Source organism: Pseudoxanthomonas japonensis (assembly GCF_010093445.1).
GTDB lineage: Bacteria > Pseudomonadota > Gammaproteobacteria > Xanthomonadales > Xanthomonadaceae > Pseudoxanthomonas_A > Pseudoxanthomonas_A japonensis.
In genome coordinates this window covers 112,301-132,902 of the sequence record NZ_PDWW01000001.1, presented here as the reverse complement: position 1 = coordinate 132,902, position 20,602 = coordinate 112,301, and the positions used below count along the sequence as shown (strand labels likewise).

Annotated in this window: 14 protein-coding genes; 9 read left to right on the top strand and 5 right to left on the bottom strand. The window is 66.6% G+C overall.

What is annotated here, in order from left to right; genetic code table 11:
• Window position 1: 1 nt before the first annotated feature.
• The gene (locus tag CSC78_RS00555) at window positions 2–1,456 is read left to right on the top strand and encodes a circularly permuted type 2 ATP-grasp protein (protein ID WP_162335960.1); all 1,455 of its coding nucleotides are present in this window, start codon (window positions 2–4) and stop codon (window positions 1,454–1,456) included.
• Window positions 1,456–2,397 (top strand): alpha-E domain-containing protein, encoded by a 942-nt coding sequence (locus CSC78_RS00550; protein ID WP_162335959.1) that lies wholly within the window; start codon window positions 1,456–1,458, stop codon window positions 2,395–2,397. Before CSC78_RS00555 ends, CSC78_RS00550 begins: the two co-directional genes overlap by 1 nt.
• Before the next feature lie 117 nt (window positions 2,398–2,514).
• Here the strand turns inward: CSC78_RS00550 and CSC78_RS00545 are convergent, their stop codons facing one another.
• On the bottom strand, window positions 2,515–3,345 hold the full coding sequence (locus CSC78_RS00545; RefSeq protein WP_162335958.1) for a 20S proteasome subunit A/B: 831 nt from the start codon (window positions 3,343–3,345) through the stop codon (window positions 2,515–2,517).
• Window positions 3,346–3,464: 119 nt separating this feature from the next.
• On the opposite strand from CSC78_RS00545, the gene CSC78_RS00540 reads away from it, so the two are divergent.
• The gene (locus CSC78_RS00540) at window positions 3,465–4,649 is read left to right on the top strand and encodes a class I SAM-dependent methyltransferase (RefSeq protein WP_162335957.1); all 1,185 of its coding nucleotides are present in this window, start codon (window positions 3,465–3,467) and stop codon (window positions 4,647–4,649) included.
• The gene (locus tag CSC78_RS00535) at window positions 4,637–5,056 is read left to right on the top strand and encodes a VanZ family protein (protein ID WP_379608851.1); all 420 of its coding nucleotides are present in this window, start codon (window positions 4,637–4,639) and stop codon (window positions 5,054–5,056) included. The genes CSC78_RS00540 and CSC78_RS00535 overlap by 13 nt, the downstream gene beginning before the upstream one ends.
• Before the next feature lie 54 nt (window positions 5,057–5,110).
• Here the strand turns inward: CSC78_RS00535 and CSC78_RS00530 are convergent, their stop codons facing one another.
• The 4 genes from CSC78_RS00530 to CSC78_RS00515 all read right to left on the bottom strand — a co-directional run bounded on the left by CSC78_RS00530 (window position 5,111) and on the right by CSC78_RS00515 (window position 14,459).
• The gene (locus tag CSC78_RS00530) at window positions 5,111–7,444 is read right to left on the bottom strand and encodes a beta-N-acetylhexosaminidase (RefSeq protein ID WP_162335955.1); all 2,334 of its coding nucleotides are present in this window, start codon (window positions 7,442–7,444) and stop codon (window positions 5,111–5,113) included.
• Between the two features lie 100 nt (window positions 7,445–7,544).
• Complete coding sequence (locus CSC78_RS00525; RefSeq protein WP_162335954.1) at window positions 7,545–10,334, bottom strand: TonB-dependent receptor; 2,790 nt, start codon at window positions 10,332–10,334, stop codon at window positions 7,545–7,547.
• 224 nt (window positions 10,335–10,558) lie between these two features.
• Window positions 10,559–13,285 (bottom strand): TonB-dependent receptor, encoded by a 2,727-nt coding sequence (locus CSC78_RS00520; protein ID WP_162335953.1) that lies wholly within the window; start codon window positions 13,283–13,285, stop codon window positions 10,559–10,561.
• A gap of 139 nt (window positions 13,286–13,424) precedes the next feature.
• Entirely contained in the window at window positions 13,425–14,459 is a 1,035-nt protein-coding gene (locus tag CSC78_RS00515; protein WP_379608845.1) for a glucokinase family protein, read from the bottom strand.
• 376 nt (window positions 14,460–14,835) lie between these two features.
• On the opposite strand from CSC78_RS00515, the gene CSC78_RS00510 reads away from it, so the two are divergent.
• From CSC78_RS00510 to CSC78_RS00490, 5 genes are read left to right on the top strand one after another with little or no spacing between them, the layout of a single operon-like run.
• Window positions 14,836–16,155, top strand: a complete 1,320-nt coding sequence (locus CSC78_RS00510; RefSeq protein ID WP_162335951.1) for a sugar MFS transporter — start codon at window positions 14,836–14,838, stop codon at window positions 16,153–16,155.
• 11 nt (window positions 16,156–16,166) lie between these two features.
• Entirely contained in the window at window positions 16,167–17,234 is a 1,068-nt protein-coding gene (locus CSC78_RS00505; RefSeq protein WP_162335950.1) for a LacI family DNA-binding transcriptional regulator, read from the top strand.
• Window positions 17,231–18,265, top strand: a complete 1,035-nt coding sequence (locus CSC78_RS00500; protein WP_162335949.1) for an SIS domain-containing protein — start codon at window positions 17,231–17,233, stop codon at window positions 18,263–18,265. The genes CSC78_RS00505 and CSC78_RS00500 overlap by 4 nt, the downstream gene beginning before the upstream one ends.
• Complete coding sequence (gene nagA, locus CSC78_RS00495) at window positions 18,262–19,407, top strand: N-acetylglucosamine-6-phosphate deacetylase (protein WP_162335948.1); 1,146 nt, start codon at window positions 18,262–18,264, stop codon at window positions 19,405–19,407. Before CSC78_RS00500 ends, nagA begins: the two co-directional genes overlap by 4 nt.
• Window positions 19,408–19,417: 10 nt before the next feature.
• Window positions 19,418–20,488 carry an acyltransferase family protein gene (locus CSC78_RS00490; RefSeq protein ID WP_162335947.1) on the top strand — a complete coding sequence of 357 codons (1,071 nt, stop codon included), beginning with the start codon at window positions 19,418–19,420 and terminating at the stop codon, window positions 20,486–20,488.
• Window positions 20,489–20,602: the final 114 nt, after the last annotated feature.

Sequence of the window (20,602 nt, the reverse complement as noted above, 5' to 3'; positions counted from 1 at the left end):
AATGGACTGGGCGAAGTACCGCACCACGACCTTTGACGAACTGATCCAGGCCGATGGACGGCCGCGACCGGCCGCGCGACGCCTGGTCGAGTACCTCGCCGGCCTGTCGGGCCGCGAACTCGCCGAACGCCAGCTGGCCGCCGACGTGGTGGCGCGCGTGCAGGGCATCACCTTCACCGTGTATTCCGACGGCCGCAACGTCGACCGCACACTGCCGTTCGACCTGATCCCGCGCATCATCCCGCTCAGCGAATGGCAGCGCACCGAAGCCGGCCTGAAGCAGCGCATGCGCGCGCTGAACCTGTTCATCGGCGACATCTACGGCAAGCAGCAGATCGTCAAGGACAAGGTGTTCCCGGCGATGCTGCTGAAGGATTCGGTGAACTTCCGCGAGCAGTGCGTCGGCATCACGCCGCCGCTTGGCGTATGGGCGCACATCTGCGGTTCCGACCTGGTGCGCGACGGCGACGGCACGCTGTACGCGCTGGAAGACAACCTGCGCATTCCCAGTGGCGTCAGCTACATGCTGGAAAACCGCATGGTGGCCAAGCGCGTGTTCCCGGAGCTGTTCGAGACCAGTTCCATCCTGCCGGTCGACGAGTACCCCAGCCAGCTCTACGACACCCTCGCCGCGCTGTCGCCGCGTCCCGGCGACTCGCCGGTGATCGCGCTGCTGACGCCGGGTGTGTTCAACAGCGCCTACTTCGAGCACGCCTACCTGGCGCAGGCGATGGGCATCGAACTGGTGGAAGGCAGCGACCTGTTCGTCGCCGACGACGACTGCACCTACATGCGCACGGTCTATGGCCCCAAGCGCGTCGATGTGGTCTACCGCCGCGTCGACGACCTGTTCATCGACCCGGAGGTGTTCCATCCGGAGTCCGTGCTCGGCGTGCCCGGCCTGATCCGCAGCTGGCGCGCCGGCAAGGTGGCGCTGGCGAATGCGCCGGGCGCGGGCGTCGCCGACGACAAGGTCGTGTTCGCGTACGTGCCCAAGATGATCAAGTACTACCTCGACGAGGATCCCATCCTGCCCAACGTGCCCAGCTACCTCTGCCACAACGCGAAGGAGCGCAGGTACGTGCTGGAGAACATCGAGAAGCTGGTGGTGAAGCCGGCCAACGAGTCCGGCGGCTACGGCATGCTGATCGGTCCGCGCTCGACGAAGCGGCAGCGCGAGAAGTTCAAGGCGCTGATCGAGGCGAATCCGCGCAACTACATGGCGCAGCCGACGCTGGCGCTGTCCACCGCGCCCATCGTCACCAAGCAGGGACCGTCGCCGCGCCACATCGACCTGCGCCCGTTCGTGCTGTCGCGGCAGGACACCTACGTCACCACCGGCGGGCTGACGCGCGTGGCAATGGTGAAGGGCTCGCTGGTCGTCAATTCGTCGCAGGGTGGCGGCGCCAAGGACACGTGGGTGGTCGACCTGTCCGACGACGAGGAGGCTGCCTGATGCTGTCGCGCGTCGCCGACAACCTCTACTGGTTCAGCCGCTACGTGCGGCGCGCGGAGAACACCGCGCGCCTGGTCGGTGTGGGCAGCCAGCTGCAACTCGACATGCCGCGCTCGGTGCGGTTCGCGTGGCGTCCGATGATCGATACCGTCGGCGCCGGCGAGTGCTTCGAGCAGTGCCATCCGGAAACGGCGGAAGCAGCGGGCGATGCGGACGTGATCCGCTTCCTGCTGCTGGACGAACGCAATCCGTCGTCGCTGCGCACGTCGGTCGACTCGGCACGCGAGATCCTGCGCAGCATCCGCGACACGCTGCCGCAGGACGTGTGGGAAGCGATCAACGACCTGCACCTCTACATCGATGCGCAGGGGGAACGCAGCCTCAGCCGGCGTTACCGGCTCGAGTTCCTGCAACGCATCGTCGATGGCTGCCTGAAGGTGTCGGGCCTGCTGAGCGCCAACGTCAGCCGCGACATCGGCTACCAGTTCCTGCGCCTGGGGACGGCGCTGGAACAGGCCGACATGACCACGCGCATCATGGACGCGGGTGCGTCGGGGCTGGTGAGGCCACGCAACGAGGACGACCGCGAGGCGTTCCAGAACATGCAGTGGATGAGCGTGCTGCGCTCGCTGGCCGGGTATCAGATGTTCCGCCGCCACGTGCGCCAGCGCGTCACCGCCGAACTGGCGCTGCGCTTCCTGCTGCAGAACAACGAGTTCCCGCGCAGCGTGCACTTCTGCCTGTCGCGCATGCAGAGCGTGCTGCCGACGATGCCGCCACGCCCCGGTGTGGACCGCCACCTCAACCGCGTGATCGGCCTGACCCGCAATGCCGATCCCGCCGTGCTGGCGACACGCAATCCCGCGCAGTTCATGGACCAGATCCAGGTGCACCTGGGTGCGCTGCACGACGCGATCGCGGAAGGCTACTTCCACGGTTGAGGTGGCGTGTTTGCCCTCGTGGGAGCGACGTCAGTCGCGATGACGCGACGCGGATCTTTCAGGGTCGAGGACGATCGCGGCCGTCGCGACTGACGTCGCTCCTACAGAAAGCCGCGCTTACTGCTGCCCTTGCGCGTCGCCGGGATCCTGCCGCGACGGCGCGCGACGCGGCGGCATCACCGGCAGCGGGCCGGACGACGGTTCGGTCTCGCGCTGAGGCTCCCACGGGAACCTCGGCAGGCTGTGCACGGCGGCTTCCAGCTTGCGCGACCAGGTGTCGTGGATTTCCGAATACAGGGGCGTGTCCGCTTCCAGCCGCATCTTCTGGCTGATCTTCAGGTCGCCGTTGCGCAGCAGCGCCATGTCCACCGGCATGCCCACCGACAGGTTGGACCGGATGGTGGAATCCAGCGACACCAGCGCGCAGCGTGCCGCGTCTTCCAGCGACGTCTCCGGCCGGATGATGCGGTCGAGGATCGGCTTGCCGTACTTGGATTCGCCGATCTGCAGGTACGGCGTTTCCGGTGAGGTGGCGATGCAGTTGCCGAGCGGATAGACCATGTACAGCCCGGGGCGCTCGCCGGCGATCTGGCCGCCGAGGATCAGCGTGGACTGGACATTGACGCCACTCTGCTGCGCCTCGTCGTTCATCTTCACCTGGCTGGCGACGAGCGTGTCGCCGACGTACTCCGCCACTTCGTACAGGTGCGAGAACGTGCGCAGGCTCCGTGCCGCGTTGGGATCGTCGGCATCGCGCTGCAGTCGCGAGATGGTCAACTGCGTGGTGGCCAGGTTGCCCGCGGACATGATGACGAACACGCGGTCGCCCGGCCATTCGAACACGTGCATCTTGCGGTAGACGCGCACGTCGTCGAAGGAGGCGCTGGTGCGGGTATCCGCGGCGAAGACCAGGCCTTCGTTGACTTCGATGCCGACGCAATAGGTCATGGCGTGTCCGTTGCTGCTGTGCATCACGATTCTATGCGTGCCCTCCGGGGTTGGCTAGGGCCGGCACGCCAGTGTGAAACGGCCCGTACAATGGCGGGGTTTCCCGCTTCTGGTGCGACATGCAGGCCGACCTCCCCCTTCCCGATGACGCCGCGCAGGCGCACAGCGCGCACCTCGCCGCCCTGATCCGCGCGGAGATCGTGGCCGAAGGCGGCAGCCTGCCGTTCTCGCGCTTCATGGAGCGCAGCCTGTATGCGCCGGGGATGGGGTACTACAGCGCGGGCAGCACCAAGTTCGGCGAGGCTGGCGACTTCACCACCGCGCCGGAACTGGGGCCGCTGTTCGCCAGTTGCGTGGCGCAGGCGATCGCGCCGGTATTGCAGCAGATCGGTCCGGAGGCGGAGTTCGTCGAGATCGGCGGCGGCAGCGGTGCGTTCGCCGAGATCATGCTGAAGCGACTGCTCGAACTCGATGCGCTGCCCGCGCGCTATGCCATCCTCGAGCCCAGCGCCGACCTGCGCGAGCGGCAGCGCGAGCGGCTGGGACAACGCCTGATCCCGCCGGTGTTCGATCTGGTGGAATGGCTGGATGGTCCGCCGTCCGGGGCGTGGAATGGCGTGCTGTTCGCCAACGAGGTGATCGACGCCCTGCCGACGCCGCGCTTCACGCTGCGCGATGGCGAGGTGTTCGAGGAAGGTGTAGCGCTGGATGGCGACGGGCGCTTCGTTCGCACCGACCGGCCGGCCGATGCACTGCTGGCCGCAGCGGTGCGTCACGTCGAACGCTATCTGGAACAGCCGTTCCCCGATGGCTACCGCTCCGAACTGCTGCCGCAGCTGCCGTACTGGATCCAGGCGGTGATGGGCGGACTGGATCGTGGTGCGATGCTGTTCGCCGACTACGGCTACACCCGGCGCGAGTACTACCAGCCCGACCGCGACGACGGCACGCTGCGCGCGTACTACCGCCACCGCGTGCACAACGATCCCTACCTGTGGCCGGGATTGCAGGACATCACGGCCTCCGTCGACTTCACCGCACTGGCCGAAGCCGGTACGCAGGCCGGCTTCGATCTGGCCGGCTACACCACGCAGGCGAACTTCCTGCTCGGCAACGGACTGCAGGAACGGTTGAACGAAGCCGAGGCGCGCGCGGACGAGACCACGCTGCTGCGCCTGCGCAACGAAGCCAAGCGGCTGACCCTGCCCAGCGAGATGGGCGAGCGTTTCCAGGTGATGGGCTTCTCGAGTGACGTGGAGTTCGGCACGGCGTTCCTGTTCAACGACCTGAGCTGGCGCCTGTGAGCCGCGTGTTCGAGCTGAAGCCGTTCCGTTGGCCGCGCCTGTGGGTGGGCCTGTGGTGCGTGGCGATCATGGCGGTGATCGTGCTGTCGCTGGTCAATCTGAGTGGCCTGCCGCCGGTGCCGGAGGGTGGCGACAAGGTGGAGCACTTCATCGCCTACGCCTTGCTGTCGACCTCCGCGATGCAACTGTTCGCCACCCGCCGAGGCTGCGTCGTTGCCGCGCTGATGCTGGTTGCATTGGGCATCGTGGTGGAATTCGCGCAGGGATCGCTGACCGCCACGCGCATGGCCGATGCGCAGGATGCGCTGGCCAATGCGCTGGGCGTCCTGGCCGGATTCGCCACGCGCCTGACGCCCTTCAGCCGCTTGCTGCTGGCGATCGACGCCCGCCTGCCCGCACGGGCCTGAGAAAAAGAAAAGCCGGGACATGCCCGGCTTCTCCCTGCTGCAACGTACCGGATGTCAGCGCGGCTGCAGCGTGATGCGGTCCAGCACCCACATCTGCGGACGCGTGTCGCCGGTGAAGCGCACGCACAGGTCCTGCTTGCCGGTGGTGCCGGCCGGCAGCGCCGCCTCGAGGTCGAGGAAGCCGTCGGCGTTCGGTGCGGCAGGCAACGCCACCGTCGCCAGCGTGTGGCCCTTGCAGCCGCCGCCCAGGATCTCCAGTTCGCCCAGCGGGGATTTTGCCGGCTCGAAATTGCGGTTCGGCTCGTCGTGGGCCAGCTGGAAGTAGTACGGAATGCGGCCGGCACGCACCTTGATCGACGCGATCCCGTCCAGGTCGGCCTGGTTCCACTGCCAGCAGGGATAGAAGATCGTCGCGTTGAAGATCGCGCGCTCGCCTTCCAGCGGGCCATCGTCTTCCAGGCGCAGCAACAGGCGCCCGGCATCCGGGCACACGCCCATCGCCTCGTCGGTGCGCGTCAGCATCGCGGCCGGCGTCAGTTCGAACGTCGACGCCGGCGCCAGCGCGCGGCCATCGGCGAACGCGGCCGCACGCACGGTAGCCGGCAGCTTTACGTCCAGCGGCGCGGCGAACGTCGGCGAGGTCTGCGTCGGTTCGCTGCCGTCGGTGGTGTAGTGCACCGGGTAGTCGAGCGGATTGGACAGGGTGACCTTCGCTGTGCCGGCCTTGCGGTTGTCCTCGGTGGCGATCAGCGGCTCGAACGGCGTCTTCGCGTAGCCCAGGCCGATGGCGTCGTAGCGCTTCAGCTGCGTGGGCAGACGGGCGATGAAACTGGCGAGGTCCTTCTTCGCCGCCGGCGTCCAGCCGGTTTCCGCCACCGCCGCGAGGCGCGGGAATGCGTTGTGCTGCAGGCGGGCGAAGGTGCGGGTGTGCTCGGTCCACAGGTTGGCCTGGATGCCGAGGATGTGGTGGCGCTGGCTCTCTTCCAGTTCCGCCGGCACCGGCTCGAAACCGTAGACATCCTGCAGCGTGATCAGCGCCGGACGGCCCGGCGGCTCGTTCGGCGAGGCGGTCTGCAGGTAGTCCAGGTAGGTCTTGTTGGAGGGCGACATCACCACGTCATGGCCCTGGCGTGCCGCCTGCAAGCCGCCTTCGATACCGCGCCACGACATCACCGTGGCCTCGGGCGGCAATTTCGCTTCCAGGATCTCGTCCCAGCCGATCAGGCGCTTGCCATGCGTGGACAGGTACTTCTCCAGGCGTTCGACCAGATACCCCTGCAGGTCCATCTCGGTCTTCGCGCCGACCTGGCGCATGCGCGCCTGTTCGCGCGCGGAGGCTTCCCACTGGTCCTTGACCGCTTCGTCGCCGCCGATGTGCACGTAGGTGCCGGGGAAAAGCTGCACCACTTCGCCCAGCACGTTCTCGAGGAAGGTGATCGTCGGTTCTTCCACGTTGACCAGGTTGGGGAACACGCCCCATTCGTTCGACGGCACCAGCGGTGTGTCGATCGAACCGAGCTCGGGATAGGCGGAGATCGCCGCCGTCGCGTGGCCCGGCACGTTGATCTCGGGCACCACGGTGATGTGGCGTTCGGCGGCGTACTTCACCACGTCGCGGATCTGGTCCTGCGTGTAAAAGCCGCAGTACGGGCGCGGCTCGCCGGTCTTGGGATCCTTGCCGCCGTCACCCGCGGGAATGCGGCAGCCGCCGATGCCGGTGAGCTTCGGATACTGCTTGATCTCGATGCGCCAGCCCTGATCGTCGGTGAGGTGCCAGTGCAGTGTGTTGAGCTTGTGCAGCGCCATCGCGTCGATGACCTTCTTGACGTCCTCGACCTGCTGGAAATGGCGCGCCGGGTCCAGCATGAAGCCGCGCCACGTGAAACGCGGTGCGTCCTCGATATGCAGCGCGGGCAACGTCACGCGGCCCTTGTCGCCTTGCGTGACCAGCTGCCACAGCGTCACCGCACCGTAGAACAGGCCGCGTTCGTCGTGCGCCTTCACCGTGATGCCGTCCGGTGTGACGTCCAGCGTGTACGCCTCGGGACCGGTTCCTTCCGCGCCCGCCGCTTCAAGCACGAAGCGGATCAGGCCCTTGCCGTCTTCCCGAGTCGTCTTCAGCGCAGGCGCGCCCGCCGACTGCAGGTAGGCGGAAAACTGTTGCGCAACGCGCGTCGCCGCGTCGCCCTCGGCGAACAGGCGCGTGTCGCCATCGATGGCGAAGGTGCCCGCGGACGTCTGCAGGTCGACGGGCGCCGGAATCAACGACGGCGTGATGGGCGTGGAGGCCGCGGCGGCGGCCTCACCGGTCCTGTCCTTGCAGCCGGCCAGGGCGAGCAGGGCGAAGGCCAGTCCGGCCAGGGCGCGATGGGCGATGGGTCGTTTCATCGGTGTCCTCGGTAGCGATGGGCACAGCATGCCCAAAAAAAAGCGGGCCCGGACAAGTCCAGGCCCGTGAGGGAAGCAAAGAACTACATCGGTGGAGAGATCAGAACTGGAAGCGCAGCGAGGCCATGTAGCGGCGGCCGGTGCGGTAGCTGCCACGCACCAGCTTCTCGGTGTTGGCGATGCCCGGTACTTCGGCGTAGGTGTAGTACTCGGTGTCGAGCAGGTTCATGCCATCCAGGCTCAGGCTAAGACGGTCGTTGATCTTGAACGACAGGCTCGCGTCCAGCGAGTCGTAGTCGTCGGTGACCAGGTAGTTGCCGCGGTCGACCTGCGTGTAGTACTTCGAACGCCATGAATAGGTCACGCGGGCGGTCCAGCGATCGCCTTCGAAGAACGGACTGATGTTGACCTGGCTCTTGGAGCTGAACGGCAACTGGTCCCCGTTGTCGGCCTCGGCATCGGCGTACGTGTAGTTGGCAAGGACGCCCAGGCCATTGTCGAAAGTCTGCTGGAAGGCAGCGGAGAAGCCCTTGATACTCGCACTGCCCGCATTGCGCGGACGCGAGATGACGAACTGGGAGTCGGAGCCGGTTGACTGGTTGAAGTGGGTTTCCAGTCCGGTCGTGGAAAGGATGTAGTTGGACACATCCTTGTAGAACACAGTACCCGCCAGGATCGAGTTCTCGTTGAAGTACCACTCGGCCGAGAAGTCGTAATTGTTCGATTCGTAGGGGTCCAAGTCCGGATTGCCGCCGCCGCCGGTGAGCGTCTGCGGACCCAGCCACAGGTAATTGGACATGTCGCCGTAGTTCGGCCGCGCGATGACCTTTGCCGCCGATGCGCGCAATACCACGTCATTGGCGAGGTCATAGGCGACATTCAGATTGGGCAGGACGTTGTTGTACTTCTTGCGGACGCTGATCTGCTCGTAGCCGTCGGCGGCGCAAACGGTGCCGGTGGTGCACTGCCAGCCAAGGCTGTTGGACTCGGTCTGCACGAAGCGCACACCGAAGTTGCCGCGCAGGCCGTTCCAGCTGTAGTCCGCTTGCGCGTAGGCAGCGTTGACGTCCTCGGTGACGGTCCAGGTGTTGGAGACGAATGAGGGATCGTTGAACGTGCCTGGCTCCGGCATCGTCTGCCACGGTGCGAGCCAGTCGCCGCTCAGGATGTAATCGGCCAGCGCCCAGCCGTCGATGGTGAAACGGTTGGCCAGGTCGCCCGTGTTGTGGAACCCGCTCAGGTAGTTGCTGGGGAGCGGCCGCGGATCGAACTCCGATGCCAAGGCATTGCCATAGCCTGCGACGGTCGCCAGCGAGACGCCGCCCATGCGCTGGCCCGTCTCATGCTCCCGGCGCTTGGCGCCAAACCGGACCTGGTAGATCGGCGAGTCGAAGCGGACACCGAAATCAACCTGCGCGTACTTCTCTTCGTCCCAGGTGGGCTTGAAGACGATGTTGCCGCCCCAGCCTGTGTTCCAGTCACTGTTCTCCGGACTGCCCGATGCGCCCGCCCAGCCGCCGTCGATCTGGAACGCGGAGGGATCGGTGAAGGGATTGGATCCGCTGAAGGTCAGGGTCGGGTTGCCGCTGATGTCGTAGGTATAGTCCGACCAGTTGAGGAATTCGCCATATACTTGGCGCCCCGTGCCACCCGTGGCCTTGGAGCGGCCGACATGCGCGGACGCGAACCAGCGTTCGTCGTTCCAGGTAGCTTTCAGGTCGTACGAGTCGGTATCCACCGTCGCCTGGCGATTGATCAGGTCGTAGACCACCAGCGCGTTGTCGAACGTGCCGCGGGTGATGACGCCGCCATCCACCGTCACGTCGGTGAGGTTCATCAGGCCATTCCACGCGTTGCCCATGAAGGCGAACATGGAGTGGCTCATGTTGTCGTAGTCGGCGGACACGTCAAGCGCGTTGAACTCGATATCCAGCTTGTCGGTCGGCTTGAACTGCAATGCCAGAGAGACCGTATCGCGCTTGCGGGTCTGCTCGAAGTAGTGGGCGCTCAACGAGTTCGGGCCGACTGCAGTGAGATTGTTCTGCAGGGTGTCTTCGCAGGCGTCAACGCAGATCTGTGGCTTGGGCGCGCCGATGCCCCAGTCCATCGGGCGGTTGTTGACCGAGCCGCCGCCGCCAAGGCCGTCACGGTAGTCGAGCGCCGTGACGGTGCCATACGACTCGATGCCGTCGCGACGGATGCCTTCTTCCGAACTTTGCGCCGTCAGGATCAAGCCGAAGTTTTCGGCTTGGTTCTTCCAGCCGAACAGTACCGATGCCTGTGGGTCGCCGTCCTCGATGCGGTCGTTGTAGAGATAGCCGATCTGCCCGGAGATCGTGGTTTTCTCCAGGTCAAGCGGCTTGCGCGTGCTGATGATCACCGTGCCGCCGACGGAACCTTCGTCGATGTGCGCTTCCGGCGACTTGTAGACCTCCACCTTGTTGACGAGCTGCGGCGCGAGGAGCGAGTAGTTGAACGTGCGCCCCGGCTGGTCGCTGATGAACCAGTCCGCCGACGCCATCGTCTGCCCGTTGAGCAGCGTGCGGTTCAGGGCGGGATCGGTGCCCAGGATGCTGACCTTCTCGCCCTGTCCGAACGCCTTGTCGATGGTGACGCCGGGAATGATGGTGATGGCTTCCGCCACGTTGGTCGCGGGGAACTTGCCCACGTCCTCGGCGGTGACCACGTCGATGATGGAGTCGGCATCGCGCTTGGTGTCGATCGCCTGCTTGAGGCTTCCGCGGATGCCCACAACGACCACGCGGTCGAGTTCGGATGCGTCCGCGGTGTTCGGTGCAGCAGGTGCGACCGCTTCCTGCGCCTGCGCGTGAACGGCGAAGCCCAGACACGTGACGATGGCCGCGGATAGAACGGTCTTGCGATGCTTCATGATGTCTCTCCCATCATTGCTCGAAGAATATGCGGCCCGGTCCTGCGGCCGCCTGCGATGTACCGGGTGGCGTCCCCACGCCCTGCCCGTGATGCGCCTGTCCCGGCGCTCCCCTGGTCTTTCTCCCATGCCGGCGCGGGGGCGCCGGTATCACGGCGGTGCGCCGTGCGTGTCGCGTTGGAACGCCACCGGCAGGCCTGCGCCTGCCGGTGGTGGTGCGTGGATCAGAACTTGAAGCGGAAGTTCAGGTAGTACTGACGGCCATTGGTATAGAAGGCGTGCGGCAGGTAACCGGGAACCGCATCGTTCTCGGTGTAGTACTTCAGCTTGGGATCGTTGAGGTTCAGGCCATCCAGGCTGATCGTCAGCCAGTCGGTCGCCTTGAAGCCCAGCGATGCCGATACCGTGGCGAAGTCGTCCTGGTAGAAGTTGTCGGTACGGCTGACGCCGGCATAGAACGAACTGCGATAGCTGTAATTGACGCGGGCATTGAAGCGCGCGTTCTCGTACCACGCGGAGAAGTTGTAGGTGTTCTCGGAGGTGCCGTTGAGCGGCTTGCCGCCGTCCGCCTCGCCATCCACGTAGGTGTAGTTGGCGTTGATGCCGAAATTCTCGCCGATCGGCTGCTCGTAGGTCAGCTCCAGACCACGGGCCTTGCCGTTCGAGTTGACCGGGATCGACACCAGGTAGTCGCTGTACACGTCGGTGCCCGCGGCCTGGCTGGCCTGCTGGTCCTTGTACTGGACGACGACGTTGTCGAAGTCGACATAGCCATCCATGTCCATCGAGAACACGCTGGCGGACAGCAGGGCGCGAGGAGCGAAGTACCACTCCAGCGAGGCATCGAAGTTGGTGGAGACCAGCGGGTCAAGGTTCGGATTGCCGCCGCTGCCTTCGTGTGTCAGGTCGTTCAGCGTCAGCGAGCCAGCCAGCGCCGAGAAATCCGGACGGGTCATGGTCTTGCTGCCCGACACGCGCGCCACCAGATTGTCGGTCAGTTCGAACTTGAAGTTCACGCTGGGCAGCAACTCGTTGTAGTCGTTGTTGACCACGACCGGCAGGTAATCGCCGAAGGCCGAGCCCACAACTGCGCCAGGAATGCCGGAGTTGGGCAGAAGTCCTTGGTTGTAGTGCACGTCCGTCTGCGTACGCACGTAGCGCAGGCCGGCGTTGCCACTCCAGCGGTCACCACGGAAGTTCAGCTGGGCATAGACGGCATTGATGTCCTCGTTCACGCCGTAAACGTCGGAGAAATAGAAGCGCTCCGGGTTGTTGCGGTTGGCGAAGCGGGCATTGATCTCTGCCAGTTGGGCGGGCGTGTAGTACCAGATGCCTGACGGCACGTTGCCGCCCACGCCGAAGTCGCCCGGATACGCACCGCCCGCGCCCGGATAGGCGGTGATGTCCTGCCAGTTGCTTGCCCAGTTCGGGCCCTGGGCGAGCGAGAAGTCGTTGCTGCGCTCGTGCGTGGCGTAGCGATAGCCGAAATCCAGCGACGACAGCGTGTCGCCGTCGAAGAAGAACTGGCCGTCGGCCGAGGCCCAGTCTTCCTTGTCCAGCACGTCGATGCCCTGGGCGCCGAAGATCCAGCCGCTCTGCGGCAGGTGGTTCGCCGCGGTATTGGTGCCGCCCAGCGACCAGTCGATGGGATTGCTGACGCCGTTCATGCTCCAGCTCGCGCCGGCATTGCCGGCGATGCCGGTTTCCAGCACGTCCTGGGTAGGACTGCTGCCGTTGCCCTTGGTGGAGCCGAGCTGGAAGACGAACTTCAGCGCGTCGCTGGCGTTCCACTCCGCATCGAGTGCGATGTACTTCGACGTCGACTCCGCACCCGGGCGCGAGATCATGTCGTACACGCCGTAGGGGGTGACGCTGCTGCCGCCGGTCACAGGAGCATAGACCGCATTGGTCACTACACCGTTCTGGAGCGTGTAACTGCTGGGTGCCAGCCTGACGAACTGGCTGGCCCACATCATGTAGTTGCGGTTGTAGTTGTCGGCCTCCAGCTTCGAGTAGAAAGCGTTGACGTTCAGGGTCAGGTTGTCGGTGACCTTGGCCTCGATATTGGCCACACCGCCCTTGCGCTTGCGCACTTGTTCGAAGAAGGCGGCACCGATCAGGTTGGGATACAGGGCGCCCACCAGTTCGGGGTTGCTTATGGACACTGGCGTCGGGGTGACGCCGTCCGCCTCGAACCTGGGGATCGCACCGTAGCCGCCCACCACTTCCTGGCCATCGCGGCGCAGGCTGCGCTCTTCATTGAACACCTGCACCATGAAACCCGCGGTACGTTCTTCGTTGCGCCAGTTGAGCAGCGCATCGAGCTGCGGCTTGGTATCGCCCGGCAGGTCGGAGTGCACGGCGCCGATCGAACCCTGGATCGTGAGCGGCTCGGCGAACTGCAGCGGACGGCGGGTGATGATGTTGACCGAGCCGGCGGTGCCGCCTTCGACCAGCTTCGCTTCGGAGGTCTTGTGGACGACGACGCGGTCGACGATCTCGGACGGGTACAGCGAGTAGCTCACGCTGCGGCCGACGTTGCCGACCTGGCTGAGCACGAACCAGTCGCCGGTGCCGATGGTGTGGCCGTTGACCAGCGTCTGGGTGAGGCTGGGGTTGGTGCCGCGCAGGCTGACGCGGTCGGCTTCGTCGAAGCCGCCTTCGCTGGCGCTGGAGGAGGCGATGTTGACGCCCGGCAACTGGCGCAGTGTGTCGGCCACGTTCTTGGCCGGCAGCTTGCCGACGTCTTCGGCGGTGACGACTTCGACGTGGGTGGCGGCGTCGCGCTTGGCGTCGAGCGCCTTCTCGATACTGCCGCGGATACCGGTGACGACCACGGTATCGAGGTCGGTCGCGTCGGGGGCCGTCGCGGCTTCCTGTGCCTGCGCGTGCACGGCCATGGCGAGGCACGTCACGATGGTGGCCGAAAGGATGGATCTGCGGTACTTCATGGTGTCTCTCTCCGATCTGCTTGAGTGTCGGCAGCCATCGCTCGCGCTGTTCCGCCGTGCCTGGTGTCGCGTTGTTCCATCGTCGGCGCGCCAGCCCTGACGTCGCCGCTACCGCATGCGCCTGTACCGGCGCGTGTTGTCACTCGCCCTGCTGGTGTTCCAGGTACCACCGTGCCGCGCCGATCACCCCCAGTTGCCCGTGCTCCACCAGCTTCACGGGAATGCGTTCCAGCGCTTCGCGCATCGATCCCTTGTTGAGGAACCGAGGCACGAAGCTGCTGCCGATCAGGACATCGCGGATCTTCGGCAGGATGCCGCCGGCGAGGTACACGCCGCCCTGCACGCCGTAGAGCAGCGCCATGTCGCCGACCACGCTGCCGAGCAGGCCGCAGAACACCTCCAGGCTTTCGCGGGCCAGCGCGTCGTCGCCCGACTGCGCGGCGGCGGTGATCTGGCCCGGGTGGGTGTAGGGCGACGGCGCCACGCCGCGCACGGCGCACAGCGCGGTGTAGAGGTTCATCAGGCCGGGGCCGGACAGCGCCTGTTCGACCGGCACGTGCGTGCGCGTCTTCAGCATCTCGGCGAGCAGCGCCATTTCCAGCGCGTTGCCGGCGGTGAGTGCGGCCTGGCCGGCTTCGGTGGCCAGTACGACGGCGCGCTTGCCGGTGGGGATCCAGACGGCGGCGCCGAGACCGGTGCCTGGGCCGAGGATCAGCGTGGGACCGTGCTTCGGCGCGATGGCCGGTCCGGTCAGCTGCAGTACCTCGCTGGCATCCATCTGCGCGGCGGCGTGCGCCACGGCTTCGAAATCGTTGACCAGGCGGACGTCGTCGAACCCCAGCTGCGTGCGCAGTTCGGCCGGCGACAGCCGCCAGGGCAGGTTGTTGGTGATGACGGTGCCGTCTTCAAGCGCATAACCGGCGCTGGCGATCACCGCGCGCGCCATCCGGGTCGTGCCCAGGGAGGCAAGGAAGTCGGCGACGATTTCGCCCAGGCCGGCGTGGTCGGCGCAGGCGTACTTGCGGTACTCCAGCACGCTGACCGGTTGGCCCGGATCGCGGCTGCCGCGGACCAGGCCGATCCGGACGTGGGTGCCGCCGACATCCGCCGCGATGAAGGCGTCGTGCGCCCCGCTGATGGCATCCGTCGGCATTGGATTGGCTATGGCGACCACACGTCTCCCCACATGTTCGCGGCCGGGACGCAGGCATCCCGATATGGCCGGAGTGTGGAAAGTGTTTGACAACGTTGTCAAGGCTCTGTCATGAAATAGGCGTTCCGCCGGCATGTGGGTGTCGTGAAACGGAAACAATCTCCGTATTCAGCGAGCCATTGCACTCACATATAGCGTTAATTATTGAATTGGAAGGGGGAATCCGGGCAAGTCCTGCGAGACTTGATGCTGCAATGCACGAGGCTGTTGCCGTCGATGGGGTGGTTCCAGCGTGGCAAGGGCGGCGGCAATACCCGGTTTCACTGATTGGCTTTGACAACGTTGTTCCCGATGCCCGACGCTCTGGCGCCAAGCATCGCCAGTCCAAGGGGATCTCATGACCACCGTCACCGGCTCCAGCCCGTTCCGCTCGCTCGCCATCGTCGGCGTGCTGTTCTTCATCATCGGCTTCTTCACCTGGATCAACGGGCCGCTGATCACGTTCGTGCAGCTCGCCTTCGATCTGGACGAGGTGAACGCCTTCCTCGTGCTGATGGTGTTCTACCTGTCGTACTTCTTCCTGGCGTTGCCGGCGGCGGCGCTGCTCAAGCGCACGGGCATGAAGAAGGGCCTGGCGGCCAGCCTGTTCGTCATGGCGGTCGGTGCGGCGATGTTCGGCGAGTTCTCGACGCAGCGCTGGTACCCGGGCGCGCTGTCCGGCCTGTTCGTCATCGGCGGCGGCCTGGCGCTGCTGCAGACCGCGGTGAACCCCTACGTCAGCATCCTCGGCCCCATCGAGAGCGCCGCGCAGCGCATCGCGCTGATGGGGATCTGCAACAAGGTCGCCGGGATCCTCGCGCCGCTCGTGCTCGGCACGCTGGTGCTGCACGGCGTGGGCAACCTGGCCGCGCAGGTCGAGGCTGCGGATGCCGCCGGCAAGGCGGTGTTGCTGGATGCGTTCGCGGCGAAGATCCACCTGCCCTACCTGGTGATGGCGGGCATCCTGGTGGTGGTCGCGATCGGCATCCTGTTCTCGCCGCTGCCGGACGTGAAGCCATCGGAGGCGAACGCAGCGCCGGTAGCCGATGCGGCCGAAGGCGAACGCGGCCTGTCGCGCTTCCCGCACCTGTGGCTGGGCGTGCTGTGCCTGTTCCTCTACGTCGGCGTGGAGGTGTTGGCGGGCGACGCCATCGGCGCCTACGGCAAGGGTTTCGGCCTGTCGCTGGACCAGACCAAGTTCTTCACCTCGTTCACGCTGACGGCGATGCTGCTGGGCTATCTGGCAGGCCTGGTGGCGATCCCGCGCTTCGTCTCGCAGGAGCGCTATCTCGCCATCTCCGCCACGCTGGGCGTGCTGTTCGCATTGGGCGCACTGCTGACCCACGGCTATGTGTCGGTCGGCTTCGTCGCGGCGCTCGGCTTCGCCAACGCCATGATGTGGCCGGCGATCTTTCCGCTGGCGATCAAAGGACTCGGGCGGCACACAGAAACCGGCTCGGCCCTGCTGATCATGGGCATCGCCGGTGGCGCCATCCTGCCGCAGGCGTTCGCGGTGCTGAAGCAGCACTACGACTTCCAGGCGGTGTTCGCCGCACTGGCCATTCCGGCCTACCTGTACATCCTGTACTACGCCCTGGCCGGGTACCGGGTGGGGATCGCGCGTCGGGCGGCGACGGCCGTGCCGGAACGCGGCATCATGGCGGACTCGCCTCCATGACGGAAACGCCCATGCGCCGACCCACCATCAAGGACGTCGCCGAACGCGCGAAGGTCTCGTTGAAGACCGTGTCCCGGGTCATCAACAACGAGCCGTCGGTGCTGCAGGGCACCCGCACGCGCGTGCTGCACGCCATCGCCGAACTGGACTACGAACCAGACCAGTCCGCGCGCAACCTGCGCAGCGGCACGCCGTTCGTGATCGGGCTGGTGTACGACAACCCCAATCCGTACCACATCATCGGCGTGCAGAACGGCGTGCTGGCGGCGTGCAAGGAAACCGGCTTCGGCCTGCAGATCCATCCGGTCGATTCCACCTCGCCTTTGCTGGCGGAGGAACTGGTCGAGTTCGTGCAGCGTTCGCGCCTGGCGGGGCTCGTGCTGACCGCGCCGATGTCCGAGCGCGCCGACCTCGTCACCGCGCTCGCCGCACGCGGCGTGAAGCTGGTGCGCATCATCGCGGCCACTGAAGATCCCGCCGATGGCCTGCCCTGCGTCTACGTCGACGACCGCGACGCCGCCTACGAGATCACCGAGCACCTGATCCAGCTCGGCCACCAGCGCATCGGCTTCCTGTGGGGCGGCCTGGCGCACCGGTCGAGCACCGAACGCTATGCCGGCTACGAGAAGGCGCTGAAGGACTACGGCATCACGCTCGACAAGCACCTCGTGGTGCCCGGCGACTACACCTTCGACGACGGCTTCCGCGGTGCGCGCCGCCTGCTGGCGTTGCGCGAGCCGCCGACGGCGATCTTCGGGTCGAACGATGAAATCGCCGCCGGCGTGTTGGCCGCCGCCAAGTCGGCCGGCATGAACGTGCCCTACGACCTGTCCATCGCCGGCTTCGAGGACAGTCCATTCTCCAAGCAGTCGTGGCCGCCGCTCACCACCGCCAAGCAGGCGACGCAGGACATCGCCAAGCAGGCCGCGCGCCTGCTGATCGCCGGGCTGCGCACCGACGCCTACGACGACAACCCCACGCCCGTGCACAACCAGGGCTTCGTGCCGCAACTGGTCGTGCGCGGTTCCACCGCTCCGGTCCGCCCACGCGCGGAACGACCTGAACCGCCTTCGACATGACGACCTCGCTTCCCGCTCCCGCCGATACGCTGATGCACCAGGAGGCCGCGCAGGCCTCGGCCATCATCGCCGACCAGTACGCACGCAACGCCGACACGGTGAAGGCGCTGGCCGCCGATCTCCGCCGCAATCCGCCGCCCTTCGTGGTCACGTGTGCGCGCGGCAGTTCCGACCATGCCGCCACGTATGCGAAGTACCTGCTCGAGACGCAGTTGGGCGTGGTGACGGCATCCGCCTCGCCGTCGGTCGGTTCGGTCTACGAGGCCAGGCAGCGGCTGGATGGCGCGCTCTATGTGGTGATCTCGCAGTCGGGCAAGAGTCCCGACCTGCTGCGCAACGCGACGGCGGCGAAGGAGGCCGGTGCGCGCGTCGTCGCCATCGTCAACGTGGCCGATTCGCCGCTCGCGCAGCTGGCCGACACCGTGCTGCCGATGCATGCCGGACCGGAGCGCAGTGTCGCCGCCACCAAGAGCTATCTCGGTTCGCTGGCCGCGATCCTGCAGCTGGCGGCGTACTGGAAGGACGAGGCCCCGCTGCACGACGCCACGCTCGCCCTGCCCGACGCGCTGCAGCGTGCCTGGCAGGCCGACTGGTCGCCGCTCACGGAAGGACTGGTGGGTGCGCACAACCTGTTCGTGCTCGGCCGTGGCCTGGGCCTGGCCGCCGCGCAGGAAGCGGCGCTGAAATTCAAGGAAACCTGCGGCCTGCATGCCGAGGCCTACAGTTCCGCCGAAGTGAAACACGGGCCGATGGCGCTGGTCGGCCCCGGCTTCCCGGTGCTGTGCTTCGCGCAGCCGGACGAGACCGAGGCCGGCACGCTGGCGCTGGCACAGGAGTTCCGCGGTCGCGGTGCGCAGGTGTGGGTGGCTTCGCGGCAGGGCGATCTGCCGCTGGTCGCTGCGCCGCATCCCGCGTGCGCTCCGTTGCTGACCATCCAGAGTTTCTACCGCGCGATCAATGCGCTGGCGCTGCGCCGCGGCCACAATCCAGACGTGCCGCCGCACCTCAACAAGGTCACCGAAACGGTATGAACGCACTGCGTCCCGCCACCGCGCTCTGCAATGCCCGCGTGCTGACGCCCGACGGGTTCGTCGAAGGGCTTGCCGTGCTGATGCAGAACGGGCTGATCGTCGACCTGGTCGCTGTCGAAGCGTTGCCTGCCGATGCCGTCCGCCGCGACCTGCAAGGCGCAGCGCTCGTGCCCGGCTTCATCGACGCGCAGGTCAATGGCGGCGGTGGCGTGCTGTTCAACAACGCCACGACGGTCGACGCGATCCGCACTATCGCGGAAGCGCATCGCCGCTTCGGCACCACCGGCCTGCTGCCGACGCTGATCAGCGACGATGCCGAGGTGATGGCGCGCGCGGTGGAGGCCACGCGCGCCGCCATCGAAGCGAAGGTGCCGGGCGTGCTCGGCATCCACCTGGAAGGTCCGTACATCGCGCCCGCACGCAAGGGAACGCACAACGCCACGAAGTTCCGTGTGCCGGATGACGGTGAAGTGGCGATGGCGACCTCGCTCGACAACGGCGTGACGCTGCTGACGCTGGCACCTGAGCAGGTGCCAGCCGATACCATCCGGGCGATGGTGGATCGCGGCGCGATCGTGGTGGCGGGTCATACCGCCGCGACGTACGAGCAGATCCGTGCCGGCATCGACGCCGGCGTGTCCGGCTTCACCCACCTGTACAACGCGATGTCGCCGTTGCTGGGGCGGGAGCCGGGCGCGGTCGGTGCCGCGCTCGAGGACGAAGGCAGCTGGTGCGGCGTGATCGTCGATGGCGTGCACGTGCATCCGGCCAGCCTGCGCGTGGCGCTCGCCGCCAAGCCGCGCGGCAAGGTCTTCCTGGTGACCGACGCGATGCCGATGGTGGGCTCGGACGATCCCGCGTTCGATCTCTATGGCGAGACCATCACCGCCGTCGATGGCGTGGTACGCAATGCCGCGGGCTCGCTCGCGGGATCGGCCCTGGACATGGCGGGTGCCGTGCGCAACTCGGTGCGCCTGCTGGGCCTGCCGCTGGACGAGGCGGCGCGCATGGCGTCGACGTATCCGGCCGATTTCCTGGGACTGGGCGCTACCCACGGACGCATCGCGCCGGGCTGGCGCGCCGACCTGGTCGCGTTGGATGCGGACCTGCAGGTGGTCGGCACCTGGATCGGCGGCGAATGACTTGCGTCGCATGAGCGCCGCACCGGTCCGTTTCGCGTCCGTCGATGCCCTGCGCGGCCTGACAGTCGCGGCGATGCTGCTGGTCAACACGCCGGGCGACTGGTCGCATGTGTACGCGCCGTTGCTGCATGCCGAGTGGCATGGCGTCACCCCGACCGACCTGGTGTTTCCCTTCTTCCTCTTCATCGTCGGCGTGTCGATCGCCCTCGGCGTGGTGCCCCGCGCGGAAGCGGGCGTGGCCAGGCCGGCGCTGGTGCGCGCGGTGCTGTGGCGCGCCGCGAAGATCGTCGCGCTCGGCTTGGCGCTGCACCTGCTGGCGTACTTGCTGCTGGACCGTCCCTCGTTCCGGCCGTGGGGCGTGCTGCAGCGGATCGGGCTGTGCTTCGCCGTTGCCGGTCTGCTCGCGCTGTACCTGAAGCCGCGCACGCAGTGGGCGCTGATCGTGGCATTGCTGCTGGGTTACTGGGCGCTGATGGCGCCCTGGGGCTACGACCCGTACACGAACCTGGCGGCGCGCGTGGACACCGCGCTGTTCGGCCCGTGGCTGTACCAGTGGGACGCCGCCGCGATGCGCGGACAGGATCCGGAAGGACTGCTGAGCACGTTGCCCGCCGTCGCCACCGCGCTGCTCGGCGTGCGGGCGGGCAGCGCGTTGCGCGCCGGTGCGCTTCGCACGATCGGTGGTACGGGTGTTGCCGTGGTCGTGCTGGGCTTGGCATGGTCGCCGCTGTTTCCGTTGAACAAGGCGCTGTGGACGTCGTCGTACGCGCTGTTCGCGGCCGGCTGCGCGATGCTCGCCCTGCTGCTCGCGCATGCGGTGGTGGATCGCCTTGGCTGGCCGGCCGTCGGTCGACGCTTCGGCGTCAATGCCATCGCCGCCTATGTGGGTGCGGCGGTGATGACGTACGTCGTGCTCGCCCTGGGTTGGATGGGGCCGCTGTACCGGTACGGCTTCGCCGACTGGATGACGCCGCGCTTCGGCGCCTACGTGCCTTCGCTGGCATTCGCACTCGCCTTTGTCGGCGTGTGGTGGCTGGTGGTCCGGGCGATGGACCGTCGCGGCTGGTACGTGAAGGTCTGAAGCGCCGCCATCGTCACGCTTTCCTGCCCCGGGCCGGGTTAAAACGACAGGCAGCCCACCGCCGGATGCCGCCCGCATGAAGATGCCGCTGCTGCTCGCCTGCTGCCTGTGCCT